The sequence below is a fragment of the Salmonella sp. A7 genome (assembly GCF_020181675.1).
GTDB classification, from domain to species: Bacteria; Pseudomonadota; Gammaproteobacteria; order Enterobacterales; family Enterobacteriaceae; genus Salmonella; species Salmonella enterica.
Genome location: NZ_CP084001.1, coordinates 3879654 through 3894174, shown reverse-complemented (window position 1 = coordinate 3894174; position 14521 = coordinate 3879654). Strand labels below are relative to the sequence as shown.

Annotated in this window: 14 protein-coding genes; 7 read left to right on the top strand and 7 right to left on the bottom strand. The window is 52.4% G+C overall.

Annotated elements, in window-relative coordinates; genetic code table 11:
* Window positions 1-150: 150 nt before the first annotated feature.
* Together sltY and trpR are read left to right on the top strand one after the other, a co-directional pair.
* On the top strand, window positions 151-2088 hold the full coding sequence (gene sltY, locus LCS67_RS18975; RefSeq protein ID WP_000373262.1) for a murein transglycosylase: 1938 nt from the start codon (window positions 151-153) through the stop codon (window positions 2086-2088).
* A 57-nt stretch (window positions 2089-2145) separates the two neighbouring features.
* Window positions 2146-2472: a trp operon repressor gene (gene trpR / locus LCS67_RS18970; RefSeq protein WP_000192005.1), complete on the top strand. Its 327-nt coding sequence runs from the start codon at window positions 2146-2148 to the stop codon at window positions 2470-2472.
* Window positions 2473-2573: 101 nt separating this feature from the next.
* Here trpR and yjjX read toward each other — a convergent pair whose 3' ends face one another.
* A complete protein-coding gene (yjjX, locus tag LCS67_RS18965; RefSeq protein WP_100521904.1) occupies window positions 2574-3089 on the bottom strand; it encodes an inosine/xanthosine triphosphatase in 516 nt (171 codons plus the stop codon).
* Window positions 3090-3137: 48 nt separating this feature from the next.
* Between yjjX and gpmB the strand changes: the two genes are divergently transcribed.
* Window positions 3138-3785 (top strand): 2,3-diphosphoglycerate-dependent phosphoglycerate mutase GpmB, encoded by a 648-nt coding sequence (gene gpmB / locus LCS67_RS18960; protein WP_000942363.1) that lies wholly within the window; start codon window positions 3138-3140, stop codon window positions 3783-3785.
* On the opposite strand, the gene robA is transcribed toward gpmB, so the two are convergent.
* Entirely contained in the window at window positions 3782-4651 is an 870-nt protein-coding gene (robA, locus tag LCS67_RS18955) for an MDR efflux pump AcrAB transcriptional activator RobA (protein WP_000371685.1), read from the bottom strand. The genes gpmB and robA overlap by 4 nt on opposite strands.
* A gap of 211 nt (window positions 4652-4862) precedes the next feature.
* On the opposite strand from robA, the gene creA reads away from it, so the two are divergent.
* From creA to creD, 4 genes are read left to right on the top strand one after another with little or no spacing between them, the layout of a single operon-like run.
* Window positions 4863-5336, top strand: coding sequence for a protein CreA (gene creA, locus LCS67_RS18950; protein ID WP_100521905.1), 474 nt, complete (start codon window positions 4863-4865; stop codon window positions 5334-5336).
* 12 nt (window positions 5337-5348) lie between these two features.
* Window positions 5349-6038: a two-component system response regulator CreB gene (gene creB / locus LCS67_RS18945; RefSeq protein WP_001187046.1), complete on the top strand. Its 690-nt coding sequence runs from the start codon at window positions 5349-5351 to the stop codon at window positions 6036-6038.
* Window positions 6038-7462, top strand: coding sequence for a two-component system sensor histidine kinase CreC (gene creC / locus LCS67_RS18940; RefSeq protein WP_001647439.1), 1425 nt, complete (start codon window positions 6038-6040; stop codon window positions 7460-7462). The genes creB and creC overlap by 1 nt, the downstream gene beginning before the upstream one ends.
* 57 nt (window positions 7463-7519) lie before the next feature.
* Window positions 7520-8869: a cell envelope integrity protein CreD gene (creD, locus tag LCS67_RS18935; RefSeq protein ID WP_000920387.1), complete on the top strand. Its 1350-nt coding sequence runs from the start codon at window positions 7520-7522 to the stop codon at window positions 8867-8869.
* A 57-nt stretch (window positions 8870-8926) separates the two neighbouring features.
* Here creD and sthE read toward each other — a convergent pair whose 3' ends face one another.
* The 5 genes from sthE to LCS67_RS18910 form a co-directional block, all read right to left on the bottom strand.
* Window positions 8927-10012: a fimbrial major subunit SthE gene (gene sthE / locus LCS67_RS18930; RefSeq protein WP_001253757.1), complete on the bottom strand. Its 1086-nt coding sequence runs from the start codon at window positions 10010-10012 to the stop codon at window positions 8927-8929.
* Between the two features lie 40 nt (window positions 10013-10052).
* Window positions 10053-10610, bottom strand: coding sequence for a fimbrial protein (locus tag LCS67_RS18925; protein WP_001056991.1), 558 nt, complete (start codon window positions 10608-10610; stop codon window positions 10053-10055).
* A gap of 17 nt (window positions 10611-10627) precedes the next feature.
* On the bottom strand, window positions 10628-13165 hold the full coding sequence (locus LCS67_RS18920) for a fimbrial outer membrane usher protein (RefSeq protein WP_080183750.1): 2538 nt from the start codon (window positions 13163-13165) through the stop codon (window positions 10628-10630).
* A gap of 45 nt (window positions 13166-13210) precedes the next feature.
* Entirely contained in the window at window positions 13211-13894 is a 684-nt protein-coding gene (gene sthA, locus LCS67_RS18915; protein WP_000680522.1) for a fimbrial biogenesis chaperone SthA, read from the bottom strand.
* Window positions 13895-13964: 70 nt separating this feature from the next.
* Window positions 13965-14510, bottom strand: coding sequence for a fimbrial protein (locus LCS67_RS18910; protein WP_000482237.1), 546 nt, complete (start codon window positions 14508-14510; stop codon window positions 13965-13967).
* Window positions 14511-14521: the final 11 nt, after the last annotated feature.

Below are 14521 nucleotides of genomic sequence, written 5' to 3'. Positions count from 1 at the left end.
GCCTTTTTCCCTGCCTAAGCCCAGCCAGCAGATCGCACTCGCAATAAAAGTAAAAAAGTGTCCGTAACGTGGCGCAAATGGCTATGACTGGTTAGCATAAATTCATTACGCGGCATGATGCTGCATTGGATAACAATTGAGGAAGAGCTTGTGGATAGAGCCAAACCATTTGTCTGGCGTCTCGCCGCCGCCAGCGTATGCCTGCTGACCTTTTGTCACCTCGCGCGGGCCGACTCACTGGAAGAGCAGCGTAACCGCTATGCGCAGATTAAACAGGCCTGGGACAACCGCCAGATGGATGTGGTAGAGCAGATGATGCCGGGTCTGAAAGATTATCCGCTCTACCCGTATCTGGAATACCGTAAGATCACCGACGATTTGATGAACCAACCGGCGATTGCCGTCACGCAGTTTGTGCGCGCCAATCCTACGCTTCCGCCTGCGCGTACGCTGCAATCACGCTTCGTCAATGAGCTGGCGCGTCGTGAAGACTGGCGCGGCTTGCTGGCGTTTAGCCCGGAGAAACCCGGCACCACGGAAGCGCAATGTAACTATTACTACGCGAAATGGAGTACCGGGCAAACGGAAGCGGCCTGGCAGGGCGCGAAAGAGCTTTGGCTGACCGGCAAAAGTCAGCCGAATGCCTGCGATAAACTGTTCAGCGTCTGGCGGGCCTCCGGCAAGCAAGACCCGCTGGCGTACCTGGAACGTATTCGGCTGGCGATGAAAGCCGGGAATACGGGTTTGGTTACGGTGCTGGCCGGACAGATGCCGGCGGAATATCAAACGATCGCCTCAGCGATCATTACCCTCGCTAATGACCCTAATAACGTGTTGACCTTCGCACGCACCACCGGCGCCACCGATTTTACCCGCCAGATGGCGGAAGTCGCGTTTGCCAGCGTCGCCCGCCAGGACGCGGAAAATGCGCGTCTGATGATCCCCTCGCTGGTACAGGCGCAGAAACTTAATGAGGAACAAACGCAGGCGCTGCGCGATATCGTTGCCTGGCGACTGATGGGCAACGATGTGACCGATGCGCAGGCGAAATGGCGCGATGACGCGATTATGCGCTCGCAATCGACGTCGCTTATCGAGCGGCGCGTGCGTATGGCGCTGGGGATGGGCGATCGTCGCGGTCTCAATACCTGGCTTGCCCGCCTGCCGATGGAGGCGAAAGAGAAAGACGAGTGGCGTTACTGGCAGGCGGATTTATTGCTGGAGCGCGGTCGTGACGCCGAAGCGAAAGAGATCCTTCATGCTTTAATGCAGAAGCGCGGTTTTTATCCGATGGTCGCGGCGCAGCGTTTAGGCGAAGAGTACACGCTTAAAATCGATAAAGCGCCCGCCAACGTAAACAGCGCGTTGACGCAGGGGCCGGAGATGGCGCGTGTACGGGAGCTGATGTACTGGAACCTGGATAACACGGCGCGCAGCGAATGGGCGAATCTGGTAAAAAGCCGTAGTAAATCTGAACAGGCGCAGCTGGCGCGCTATGCGTTTAACCAGCACTGGTGGGATCTGAGCGTACAGGCGACGATCGCCGGAAAACTGTGGGATCATCTGGAGGAGCGTTTCCCGCTGGCGTATAACGATCTTTTTACCCGCTATACCCGCGGAAAAGATATCTCACAAAGCTATGCCATGGCGATTGCCCGCCAGGAGAGCGCCTGGAACCCGAAAGTAAAATCGCCGGTAGGGGCCAGCGGCTTAATGCAGATTATGCCGGGCACGGCCACCCATACGGTGAAAATGTTTTCGATTCCGGACTACCGCGGCCCCGGCCAACTGCTGGAGCCGGAGACCAACATCAACATTGGCACCAGCTATTTGCAGTATGTTTATCAGCAGTTTGGCAATAACCGCATTTTCGCCTCGGCGGCGTATAACGCCGGGCCGGGGCGCGTGCGCACCTGGCTTGGCAATAGCGCCGGGCGTATCGATGCCGTAGCGTTTGTCGAAAGCATTCCCTTTTCGGAAACGCGCGGCTACGTGAAAAACGTTCTGGCCTATGACGCTTACTATCGCCACTTTATGGGGCAGAAAGAGGCCTTAATGAGCGACTCTGAGTGGCAGCGACGGTATTAATGCAGACGGGTTATGTTATCATTTGTACTCGTGTAACAGTACAAACGGCGGTATAACATGACCCAGCATTCCCCTTATTCATCGGCTATCGCCGAACAACGTAATCAGGAGTGGCTTCGTTTTGTGGAGTTACTCCGTCAGGCATATGCAGAGGATCTGCATCTGCCTTTATTACAACTGATGCTTACGCCGGACGAGCGTGAAGCGCTGGGAACGCGTGTGCGCATTATTGAGGAGTTGCTGCGTGGCGAAATGAGCCAGCGCGAGTTGAAAACCGAGCTGGGGGCGGGCATCGCCACCATCACGCGCGGGTCAAACAGCCTGAAATCCGCGCCGGTTGAACTGCGTCATTGGCTTGAGCAGATACTGCTGAAAAGCGCCTGATTTGCTCGTAGGCCGGATAAGGCGAAGCGGCCATCCGGCAACATCGCCGCGAAATGCCTGATGGCGCTGTGCTTATCAGGCCTACAACATAGCGCAAATAATTATCGATACACCGCGTTATGAAACGGGCTTAACGCCAGGATCACCGCCTGGTAGTAAACGCTGGAGCGCGTTAATTTTCCGGCGGTAAATACGCCAATGGCGCCCTCTTTGCGGCCAATCTCGTCAATATCTGTGTACTGCGACATCACTGGGCCAAGCGCTTCCCCCTGGCGGACTCTGTCGAGAATGACGGCGGGCAACGGCAGCGTGGCCGATCGCGCTTCACCGCGCTGAACGCCGTTATCAATCACCACCCAACTGAAGGTGGCGTCATCGTCAATTCCGGCTTCAATGGCTACCCAGAAATCAGCTTCTGGATGCAGGCGTCGCGCATTATCCACGCGATTTCGTGCGCCAGCACGCGTTTCCTCGCTTCCAAAGGGCTGCTCCGGTACGCCGCTCTCGACGGCGACGGGCGTAATATGGCACGATCCTTCGCCAAAAATCTCTTCAAATGCCTGTAGAATTGCCTGAATTTTGGCAGGATTGGTGGTCGCAGAGATAACCTGGTGCATAATTAAGCTCAGTTTTAAAAATTTATCGCAGTATAACGGAAAAAAAACATGTTACAGGTATACCTTGTTCGCCACGGTGAAACGCAGTGGAACGCCGAGCGACGTATTCAGGGCCAATCGGACAGTCCCCTGACAGCAAAAGGCGAGCAGCAGGCCATGCAGGTAGGAGAACGCGCCCGCAGCCTCGGCATCACCCATATCATCAGCAGCGATTTAGGCCGCACAAAACGCACGGCGGAGATTATCGCCCAGGCATGCGGGTGTGATATCACCTTTGACTCCCGCCTGCGCGAGCTGGATATGGGCGTGCTGGAAAAGCGCCAGATCGATTCGCTGACGGAAGAAGAAGAGGGCTGGCGTCGTCAGTTAGTCAACGGCACGCAGGATGGCCGCATTCCCGGCGGGGAATCGATGCAGGAGTTGAGCGATCGCGTTCATGCCGCGCTGGCGTCCTGTCTGGAGCTACCGCAGGGCAGCCGACCTTTATTGGTCAGTCACGGTATCGCGTTGGGCTGTCTGGTCAGTACTATACTGGGACTACCCGCCTGGGCGGAACGCCGGTTACGTTTGCGCAACTGCTCTATTTCTCGCATCGATTACCAGGAAAGTCAGTGGCTGGCGTCTGGGTGGGTGGTAGAAACCGCAGGGGACGTTTCGCATCTGGACGCCCCTGCATTGGATGAGCTACAGCGTTAACGGCGAATCGGGATCAGAAATTCGCAGCGCAGGTTGATAGGGCGATCGCCGGTTTTGGTATCTTCTGACGGGTAGTATCGCTCTATATCCTGCCCTTTACGACGGGTCAGATTCAGCATTGGCATACAGGTGCCGTAAACGGTCAGGATAAAATCCTGCACGCCGGTTCCTAACCCTTCATAGGTGAACATGACGTATTCACCGCCCTGCAACAGCACAGGATGCGCCGACTGAACATAGCCATCGGCCTGCTCTTGCGGCAGTGCGGTGGTATAGAATACTTCCTGCTCATCGTCTTTCTCCATGCTGGGGCGCGTTTCATTAAGCCCATAAAGCACTGGCGGAATAGTTGGCGAATGACCGAGGAAATCATGCCAGAATTGTACGCGCATTTCGTGGCGGAAGTCGGAAATCTGTTCCAGCGAGCAGGAATAGCTCTGCGTGACGCCAAGGAGCGGCGTATCTTCCAGCGTAACGAACTGATGTTCCGGCACGGTAAACTCGCCCAGCCGTAATGGCGGACGAATGCCAAAGGCGCTCCATTCCGAGGAGCGACGATACAGCGCTGGCGTCTGGGAAAACTGTTTCTTAAAGGCGCGCGTAAAGGTTTGCTGAGAATCGAAGCGGTACTGAAGAGCAATATCCAGAATTGGACGCGCGGTCAAACGCAGCGCCACTGCTGATTTCGATAAACGACGGGCGCGGATGTAAGCGCCAATGGCGTGGCCCGTCACGTCCTTAAACATTCTCTGCAGGTGCCACTTGGAATAGCCTGCTTTTGCCGCCACATTGTCAAGTGACAGCGGCTGATCCAGATGACCTTCCAGCCAGATTAACAGGTCGCGAATTATGCCAGCCTGATCCATAAAATATCCCCATCCTTTCAACAACGAGCACCCGATATCAGGTAAGAGGATAATAGCATTTTTTGTTCTTTTAGCATTCAGTGTTTTTTTTGAGCTTAAATGCTTTTTTTAGGCAACGTGACAGGTAATTATTCTAATCCTGTGATCTATAACCATTTTATTTTAGAATGTCTAATAATTACGCAATGTAACTTTTATGAATGGTAACAATATGAAATACAAGAGCTTAGTACTTTTCTCAATTTTGTTGCTGCTGGGGCAGAGCGCCCGCGCGGAACAAATTGGTTCAGTCGATACGGTATTTAAAATGTTCGGTCCTGACCATAAAATCGTGGTGGAAGCTTTTGATGATCCTGATGTCAAAAACGTGACGTGCTATGTTAGCCGGGCGAAAACGGGCGGCATAAAAGGCGGATTGGGGCTGGCGGAAGATACGTCTGACGCCGCTATTTCTTGTCAGCAGGTCGGGCCTATTGAACTGAGCGACAGAATTAAGAACGGCAAGGCGCAGGGAGAGGTGGTTTTCAAAAAACGCACCTCATTGATATTTAAGTCATTGCAGGTCGTGCGTTTCTATGATGAGAAACACAACACGCTGGCGTATCTGGCCTACTCCGACAAAGTAGTCGACGGGTCGCCGAAGAACGCCATCAGCGCGGTGCCGGTCATGCCGTGGCGACAATAACAGGGAAAGCGTATGCAGCAACCGCAGGTCTGGTTAGTCGAGGATGAACAGGGAATCGCCGATACGCTCATCTACACCCTGCAACTGGAAGGGTTTACCGTTGAGCTATTCGCTCGCGGGCTGCCCGCGCTGGAAAAAGCGCGTCAGCAACGGCCGGATGCGGTGATTCTCGATGTGGGACTACCGGATATCAGCGGCTTTGAGCTGTGTCGGCAGTTGCTGGAACGCCATCCTGCGCTGCCGATTCTTTTCCTGACTGCCCGTAGCGATGAAGTGGATCGATTGCTTGGTCTGGAGATCGGCGCAGATGATTATGTCGCCAAGCCGTTCTCGCCGCGCGAAGTGAGCGCCCGCGTGCGCACGCTGCTGCGCCGGGTGAAAAAGTTTGCTGCGCCGTCGCCGGTGGTGCGTACCGGACATTTTGAACTCAATGAACCGGCGGCGCAGATCGCCTGGTTTGGTACGCCGCTCTCGCTGACGCGTTATGAGTTTCTGCTCCTTAAAACCCTGCTGCTGTCGCCGGAGCGCGTGTACTCGCGCCAGCAATTGATGGATATTGTTTGGTCTGATGCCCAGGAGACCTTCGATCGGACGGTCGATACACACATCAAAACCCTGCGAGCTAAGCTACGCGCGATCAACCCGGATCTCTCGCCAATTAACACGCATCGTGGGATGGGATACAGCCTGAGGAGCGTCTGATGCGCATCGGAATGCGTTTGCTACTGGGCTACTTTCTTATTGTCGCCGTCGCCGCCGTGTTTGTGCTGTCTATCTTCGTTCAGGAGATAAAGCCGGGCGTCCGCCGCGCGACGGAAGGGACGCTGATTGACACCGCAACGCTGCTGGCGGCGCTGGCCCGCGACGATCTCCTTTCCGGCAACCCGACTCACGGCCAGTTGGCGAAGGCATTCGCCCAACTGCAACATCGCCCGTTTCGCGCCAATATCAGCGGGATCGTCAAAGTGCGCAATGAATACCATGTCTACATGACGGATGCGCAGGGGAAGGTGTTGTTTGATTCGGAAAACAAAGCGGTGGGGCAGGATTATTCTCGCTGGAATGACGTCTGGCTTACGCTGCGCGGACAGTATGGCGCCCGCAGCACGGCAAAAGATGCTGCCGATCCCAATAGCACCGTGATGTACGTAGCCGCGCCGATAATCAGCGATGGACGGATTATCGGCGTCCTGACTGTCGGCAAACCGAATGCGGCAATGGCGCCGGTGATTAAGCGCAGCGAACGGCGCATTCTGTGGGCCAGCGCCGTTTTACTGGGGATTGCGCTGGCGATTGGTGCGGGGATGGTCTGGTGGATTAACCGCTCCATCGCCCGGTTGACGCGCTATGCGGATTCCGTCACCGAAAACCGCCCGCTTGCGTTACCTGCATTAGGCAGCAGCGAGCTGCGTAAACTGGCGCAGGCGCTGGAGAGTATGCGCATTAAGCTGGAAGGCAAGAATGAGATTGAGCAGTACGTGTATGCGTTGACTCATGAGCTGAAAAGTCCGCTGGCGGCGATACGCGGCGCGGCGGAGATTCTGCGTGAAGGACCGCCCGCGGATGTGGTTACCCGCTTTACAGAGAATATACTGGCGCAAAATACGCGAATGCAGGCGCTGGTAGAAACCCTGCTGCGCCAGGCGCGGCTGGAAAACCGACAGGATATCCCTCTCGCGCCGGTTGCTGTTGATGAGCTATTTACGCAGCTTAGCGAGGCGCGCAGTATTCAGTTGGCGGCAAAAAATATCACCCTTACTCTACGGCCTTCCTCGCTGGTTGTCGTCGCCGACTCGGAGCTTCTGGCGCAGGCGCTGGGCAATGTGTTGGACAATGCCATCGACTTTACGCCTGAAAATGGCGTTATCACATTAAGCGCTCAGCCGATGGGGGAGAAAGCGATCCTGCAGGTGACGGATTCCGGCTGTGGTATTCCTGATTTTGCGCTGCCGCGCATTTTCGACCGGTTCTATTCGTTGCCCCGTGAAAATGGACGTAAAAGCAGCGGGCTTGGGCTGGCGTTTGTCAGCGAGGCGGCGCGACTCCTCAACGGTGAGGTGACGTTGTGCAATCGTCCCGAAGGCGGCGTGCTGGCCTCGTTGACACTTCACCGTCACTTCACATAACTTCAAATTCTCCCCACATCGCGTTCTTACACTGCTGGCATTGCAAAGGAGAACGCTATGTTGAAATCCCCCCTGTTGTGGAAAATGATTACGTTAGGCGGCGCCATGATCCTGCTGTTAATTCCCCTGATGATGGTACGGCACACCATCGTGGAACGTGCTGATTATCGAAGCCATGTAGAAGCCGCTATTCGTCAGAGTACCAGCGGCCCGCAAAAGGTTGTCGGCCCGCTGGTGGCGGTTCCGGTGACAGAGCTCTATACCGTGCTGGAAGAGGAGAAAGAGGTCCAGTATAAGCGCAGCTATCTCTATTTTTGGCTGCCGGAGTCGCTATTGGTTGAAGGCAATCAAAACGTTGAAGCGCGAAAAATAGGTATTTATCAGGGGCAGGTGTGGCATACCGATATGGCGATAAAGGCAGAGTTTGATGTGGCCCGTCTGCATGAGCTGAACAGACCGAACATTACCCTTGGAAAGCCCTTTATCGTCGTAGGCGTCGGCGATGCGCGCGGTATCAGCGCAGTAAAAGCGCCGCAGGTGAATGGTGAAACGCTCACTGTAGAACCGGGGACCGGCTTACCGGAAAGTAGAGAGGGCATTCATATCCCGCTGCCGGACAGTCAGTGGGCGACGCGCAACCTGACGTTGGCGATGTCGCTAAATTTAAGCGGAACCGGCAGCTTTTCACTGGTTCCCGTCGGGCGTAGCAGTGAAATGACCCTGACCAGCAACTGGCCGCACCCAAATTTTGTGGGGGATTTTCTTCCCGGTAAACGCGAAATCAGCGGTTCAGGATTTCAGGCCCAGTGGCAAACCAGCCGGTTTGCCACGAATCTCGGCGAACGGTTTGCTGATGTGCAAAAGGTGGATTGGGACAACTTACCGGCGTTTAGCGTCGCTGTATCGACGCCAGCCGATCAGTATCAACTGACGGACAGAGCGACGAAATATGCCATTTTGTTGATTGCGCTAACGTTTATGGCTTTCTTTGTCTTCGAAACCCTGACGGGACAGCGGTTACACCCGATGCAGTATCTGCTGGTGGGGTTATCGCTGGTGATGTTCTACCTGCTGTTGCTGGCACTGTCGGAACATATCGGTTTCACGCCAGCCTGGATCGCCGCAAGCCTGGTGGGCGCGTTGATGAATAGCGTTTATTTGCAGGCGGTGCTGAAAGGATGGCGCAATAGCGTGCTGTTTACGTTAGCGTTATTGGCGCTGGATGGCGTGATGTGGGGATTGCTGCGTTCGGAAGATAGCTCGTTGCTTCTGGGTACCGGCGTTCTGCTACTGGCGCTTGGCGGCGTGATGTTCCTGACGCGCCATCTGGACTGGTATTCGCTCTCTTGTCAGCAACGTAAGTCATTACCGCCAGTAAAAGATGACGAATTACGTTTGTGGAAATAAATCTAACGGGCGCGCGCGTTAACGTTTTCCCGCGCAGCGCCAGAAACTGTGATGCCGTTAGTTATAGGTCAGGTTTAATGTTGCCGTGGCATTCGCTTGCCCGGCCGTTACCGTGGCGGCGGTTTTATAGTAGCGCGCGCTAATTTTCAGGGTGGTCGACATATTCATGGTTCCGCCGCTAACCGTCTGGCTGCCATCGGCATTGGTGGTAATAGCGTGAGTAAAGAGATCAATTTTTTGATTGATTGGCAAACTGTCGGTAAAGAAACCAGCGTCCGGCGCCTGAATACCCAACTGTACGCCAACGCCGGTTGCGCTGGTTGGCGCGCTTGCATTGCTCAACTGGATGACTGAATTATCAGGGTTATTTCCGCTGGCAGGTTGGGCGCTTAACGATGCGGAAATAGCGGTGCCTTGTTCGCAGGTCAATAAGATATCCTGCTCGCCTGTGCCCGCGGTTTGACTATTAGTGAAACTGCCTAAATTGACGCTGCCTAAATCCACGGTGATGGCAGGTGTTTCTACCCGACATCCCATTGCTTTCATAATCAATTGCGTATTCCCCAAATACAGATGGGTCAGGATATCGCCGCCGGAGTCTTCCGTTGCGCTATCGCGAAAAGATACGCGCGCCAGTGGACTTTGGAATGTCGCGGTACCGGAGGTGATCGGACCGCCTAAGGCGACCAGTTCAACATTGTAGGCGGGAGCCATCGCATGGTGTGTTTTATTGCCATCGCCATTATGGTAGGTATTATCGATTGGCATGACATTATCGTAAGGGCCAGCATTCGTTTGGGTTTTAATCGCAATGCCCACGCCGGAAATACCGGTGCTAAATACCGGCGTGTTGTTCCCGTCATTCGCATTGATTGTCGCTGATGCATTTGACTGCGCGCTACCGGGTTCATATAAAAAACCGACCTTATAATCGCGACTACAGCCATCCATTGTGACTTCGGAGGTGGAAAACCAGCCCGATTGCCACAACACCTCGCCTGCGGTATAGGCGTGGCTATCCACCACAAGCTGCGACGGCGGGGTGATAGTGATCGCGCCTTCATTTCCGGAACGTTTACAGGAGGCGTAACCATGACCGGAATACGCGAACAGCAGAATAAGCGCCAGATATAACCTTCTCATGAAAAATTCCTGCTTTTATACCAGGTGAAATAGAAAGATGTTATTGCCATGCGATAGTGATCGTCACAACGGACGTGAAATCCCCTGCCGTGACTTTTCCATACGGGGTATACATCCTTGCGGCGACAGGCAAATTGGCTTCATGGGTATTACTGTTGATATCCACCGTGTAAGTGACGTTGTTGGCCAGATTGACCAGACTTTTACCGTCCAGGTTAAAAAGCTGTAATCCTAAATCCTGCGCCGGATTGGCCGCGCTGTTTGCATAAATTGCAGAAGCATAATTTGGATCGGGATAAGGTACGCCGTTAAATGAAATCGCGGCTTTTGTGGTCGTTGCCGGGCAATTCGTCATTTTTATGGTGAAAGGAATGGTGGCGGTATTGCCACCGGCCACAGCGATATCCGCCCGGGCATATTGCCCAAGAGAGATCGTGTCAGGTACCGTCACGGTACACGGATCGGCATAAATTAATCCCGTAACGTTAATGTCTACGGCATCTGCGGTATTGTATGCCGCGCTGATCGAGGGCGACCATAATGCCAGACCCGTGAACGTTAACAGGGCGGTTAATGCAGCAAATCTGTTCATATTCATCTTTTATCCCACCAGAATCACTGGCATTGCTCGTGTAAGATTTCTACGCCAGAAGCGGAGGGGGAGCTCGGTATACGATAAGAGACCTGACACTGGTCTGCTACTGTTGGCCCCCACTTCACTAATAACCGCCCTTGTTTTTCCAGTCCGGTTAACCAGGCCTGCCCCGCATCACCAACAAAACTGCTGTGATTGTCTGGTTTTGTTAAAGACGAGACGGTCGCGCCAAAAGGAACAGGCAGATTGTTTATGCGGGTTAATACCATCAATGCCTTGTAACCAATATTGGTTTTATATTCAGCCCTGACCACCGCGCCACGGGTAGGCACCAGCGTTTTACTGGTATCAATGAGCTCAATATTTTTTCTAATGCCCGTCGTATCTAAAGACACTTCATTACGATGGTAAGGCGAAGCATAAGGTACGACGGCATAGCCCCGAAAATCGGTGTCCACGCCCGTTTCGTTATTCACGGGGACACCCGCTGCGCCAGGGGCTTTAACCAATATGATGGTGTCGTCCATTGGCTGGGATAGTGTCAGGCCATTTCGATGTAACAGTACGCCGCCCTGAACGCCATAATTCAGGCGACGCATATGATTATCGTAGCTATATCCGCCGTTAATATCCGCATACGTCCCGTTATAGGTTGCGCTCACATTACCGCTGGTGGCTTTCTCTTGAGAGGAATAACCTTCCTGAACGCTCCATGAGAGATTTTTCTGTGCCAGCGCTGTTCCGTTTAAACCGACAGTATGCGTGGTATCGCCGTCTTTCGCGGAGTTCATATTGTAGGTGGCATACGTTGACGGCATAAAAGCATCTAACGGAATACTAATATTGATTGAAATTTGCTGGTCATTACTGTCTTCCGTATCGTCGTCTTCATCCTGAGAATTATCGGCGTTCAGCGTATAAGAATAGTTAATGCCATAGCTTACGTTATGCCATGTGTTGTTATAGCCAATACCTAATGATGTGGTATGAGTGTCATTCCAGTAATCTTCATTATATAAAGTGAGTGAAATGGAACCGTAGATAATGTCTTGCGACAACGACAGGTCGGTGCGATTACGTACATGATCATAGTGACTATTATCGCTATAGGTATCCAGCACATCCTCAAGAGCGTAGTAATCTTTGGTCGAATAACGGTAACCGGCGACAGTGAAATTGGTGCCTGTTGACTGAATATCTTTGCTGTAACGAATACGCCAGGATTGTCCGGTAAGCGTATCGCTAACCACATCGCCTGCTTTAATTTTTGACCATGAGTTGGTGACGTCTAGAGACAATGCGCCCAGATCGCCAAGGTTTAAGCCTGTCCCGATGAGCGCCGCATGATAAATATCATTGCTCAGCGTACTCTCTATTCCGCCATAGGCGGTTATGCCGCCTGCTAATCCGTATAAGGCCGTCAGTTCTGCGAAATTCTGTTGCGCGGAATGCGAATCTGATGAACGCGTGCGGCCTACCGTCAGGTCGTATTTCAGGTGGCCTTCACGCTGTAATACCGGAACGCTGGCGTAGGGCACAATGAAATGCTGTTCAGAACCATCGGATTCTTTGATGGTGACGTACAGGTCGCCCGAACCGCCGGTTGGATAAAGATCGTTGATGGCGAATGGACCCGCCGGAACGTTAGTTTTGTAGATGGTATAACCGTTTTGTTCAACGGTTACCTGCGCGCTGCTTTTGGCCACCCCGCGAATGACCGGGGCGAACCCTTTCATACTGTCCGGCAACATATCGTCATCAGAAGAGATCTGTACGCCCTTAAATGAAATACTGTCAAAGACGTCCGCGGGCGTGTTATTTTCCCCGGCGATCAGCTGTCCTTTTAAAAATTCGATATCGCGAGAAACATAGGTGTAGGCAGAATCCCAGCTATTTTGCCCATCGCTATCATGATTCCAGGTTGAGTAGTTACGAAAACGCCATGCGCCAATGTTAATACCTGGGCGCAGGTTAGCGTATTCGCTATTTTCCGTCCGGTTTTCATCAATATCGTGATCCTGCGATCCGGTAAAACTGTAGTTCAGCAAAAAAGCATTAATGCCTTCATCCCATTCGCTGGTAGGGACGAATTCTCGCGGGTCGGCGATCAACGCGATTTGAGGGATCGCTAAATCCAGCCGGTTACCGATGACATTAAACTTTGCTACAGCGCCAGCCAGCAGACTAAGATCGGTACACCCGTTTGGGTCATTTTTAAGCTCGGGGAAGTTTTCTGTTTTTACGCCCCACTGCTTGAGTTGTTCAACGCTAAGACACGGCTGTAGGGAGAGCTTATTATCTGCTGATTTTTTATTTTTAAAGGCAATATTTTTTGTTTCAACACTGGTGTTATTAATATAAATATCAACGTTATAGGTGCCTTCTGCCTGCCCCCCCCTTTCGAAAACCGATAGATCGACATTCTCCACGCCCGGTTCATCATTTTCCAACGATAATGGATTAAAATGATCATGCGCTAACGCTGGTTTTATGGAACAGCATATAAAGAGAAACGATAACGCTAATTGAGAACGGGGCTCTACTCTGGAGAATTGCACAGTAAAAGTCCTGAAAGGGTAAAAGTAAAGTGAAGTCGTTAATGGCTAGAATGAACCGGAATGCGGCTCTAAACTCATCCCATAATCGCTGATTAATCGCCACGTTACCGTGCCATGAGGGGCGGCAGTAGAACCCAATTTAAATGACGCTGATGATTTTGGCGGAACGAAGGTCGCTGATTTCACTTCATGGCTGTTAAGCGTCACACTGGCAAAGTTCATATAATAGGGAGTGGGGTTATTTACGGTAATAACATCACCTGCCGTCTGCCATTTTAATTGTTGGCTCTGGCTATCAGGCGTTGATTTTGTTAATGCTGGCGGCCGATATATAAGCTTTATTTGGGTATTAATGGAGATTTCCACGCGGTTCGCGGAGGCATTATCATCAATAGAAGGAATACCCTTAATATTGAGCCAGTACATAGACTCCCGATCTGCAGGTAGGGGGGCGCCAGAGCGAATAACCCGAATACTGTTCTTTTGCCCGGCATCAAGGCGAAAAAGAGGCGGGGTGATAATAAACGCCTGCTTATTTGTGACCTGGGGATCGGCAACCGATAACCATGACTGAACAAGATTCGCTTTGCTGTCTTTATTCTCTACATTGATTGACGACTCATCATTATTGCCGTCGAAAACCAGTCGGGTTCCGCCAACAACAATGCTGGCATGGGCAACATGGCTTGTCAGTAATACGACCAACACGGATTTCTTTATGTGTTTCATTTTTTACTCTGTAAAGATGTTTTACGCTATGGACTGGCATCCTGCCTGTCCATATCAGGATGAGAATGCCTTACTGATACGAAACGGTATACGTAACCTGAGTGCTAACATCCCCACCGGTTACGGTTGTGGAACCATCGTTTGCCATGGCGGCGTAATAGGTAAAGTCTGCTTTCGAGCCGTCGGTTGGCAGGTTTACTGCGGCATCATCCGTGTTATCTGTCACATCGCTATGTGAAGCGTTCTGAATAGAAATACCGACACCCGCAGCGCCCGTTTCCGATCCTTCGTCCGCGTTTTTGAAGTACGTTGGGTTGGAATCATCTGTTGCGCCGTGGAAGCGGAACATGGCCTGGGTTGGTACGCCAGTCCCTGCTTCCGGGCAGCTAACCAGGCTTACGGTAAACGGCACGTAATCGGTTGTGGCGCCTTTTTCCGCGATGCGTTCTTTGCTGTAATTACCTAAATCAATGGTGGTATCCGTGGAGCCATTAACCTGAACCGTACACGCCTGATCGTAAATTTTGCCATTGAACGTAATCGTGTTCTGGGCAAATACCGGTGTGGATGCTACGGCAGTTAACATTGCCAGGATGATAATTTTCTTATTAAACATATTAATTGTTG

Excerpts from the sequence above, each read along its gene's own strand:
- trpR (WP_000192005.1), top strand. The coding sequence starts at position 2,146 with ATGACCCAGCATTCCCCTTATTCATCGGCTATCGCCGAACAACGTAAT.
- LCS67_RS18925 (WP_001056991.1), bottom strand. The coding sequence starts at position 10,610 with ATGAATATGAACAGATTTGCTGCATTAACCGCCCTGTTAACGTTCACG.
- creC (WP_001647439.1), top strand. The coding sequence starts at position 6,038 with ATGCGCATCGGAATGCGTTTGCTACTGGGCTACTTTCTTATTGTCGCC.
- robA (WP_000371685.1), bottom strand. The coding sequence starts at position 4,651 with ATGGATCAGGCTGGCATAATTCGCGACCTGTTAATCTGGCTGGAAGGT.
- creA (WP_100521905.1), top strand. The coding sequence starts at position 4,863 with ATGAAATACAAGAGCTTAGTACTTTTCTCAATTTTGTTGCTGCTGGGG.
- creB (WP_001187046.1), top strand. The coding sequence starts at position 5,349 with ATGCAGCAACCGCAGGTCTGGTTAGTCGAGGATGAACAGGGAATCGCC.
- sthA (WP_000680522.1), bottom strand. The coding sequence starts at position 13,894 with ATGAAACACATAAAGAAATCCGTGTTGGTCGTATTACTGACAAGCCAT.
- LCS67_RS18910 (WP_000482237.1), bottom strand. The coding sequence starts at position 14,510 with ATGTTTAATAAGAAAATTATCATCCTGGCAATGTTAACTGCCGTAGCA.
- sthE (WP_001253757.1), bottom strand. The coding sequence starts at position 10,012 with ATGAGAAGGTTATATCTGGCGCTTATTCTGCTGTTCGCGTATTCCGGT.
- creD (WP_000920387.1), top strand. The coding sequence starts at position 7,520 with ATGTTGAAATCCCCCCTGTTGTGGAAAATGATTACGTTAGGCGGCGCC.
- yjjX (WP_100521904.1), bottom strand. The coding sequence starts at position 3,089 with ATGCACCAGGTTATCTCTGCGACCACCAATCCTGCCAAAATTCAGGCA.
- gpmB (WP_000942363.1), top strand. The coding sequence starts at position 3,138 with ATGTTACAGGTATACCTTGTTCGCCACGGTGAAACGCAGTGGAACGCC.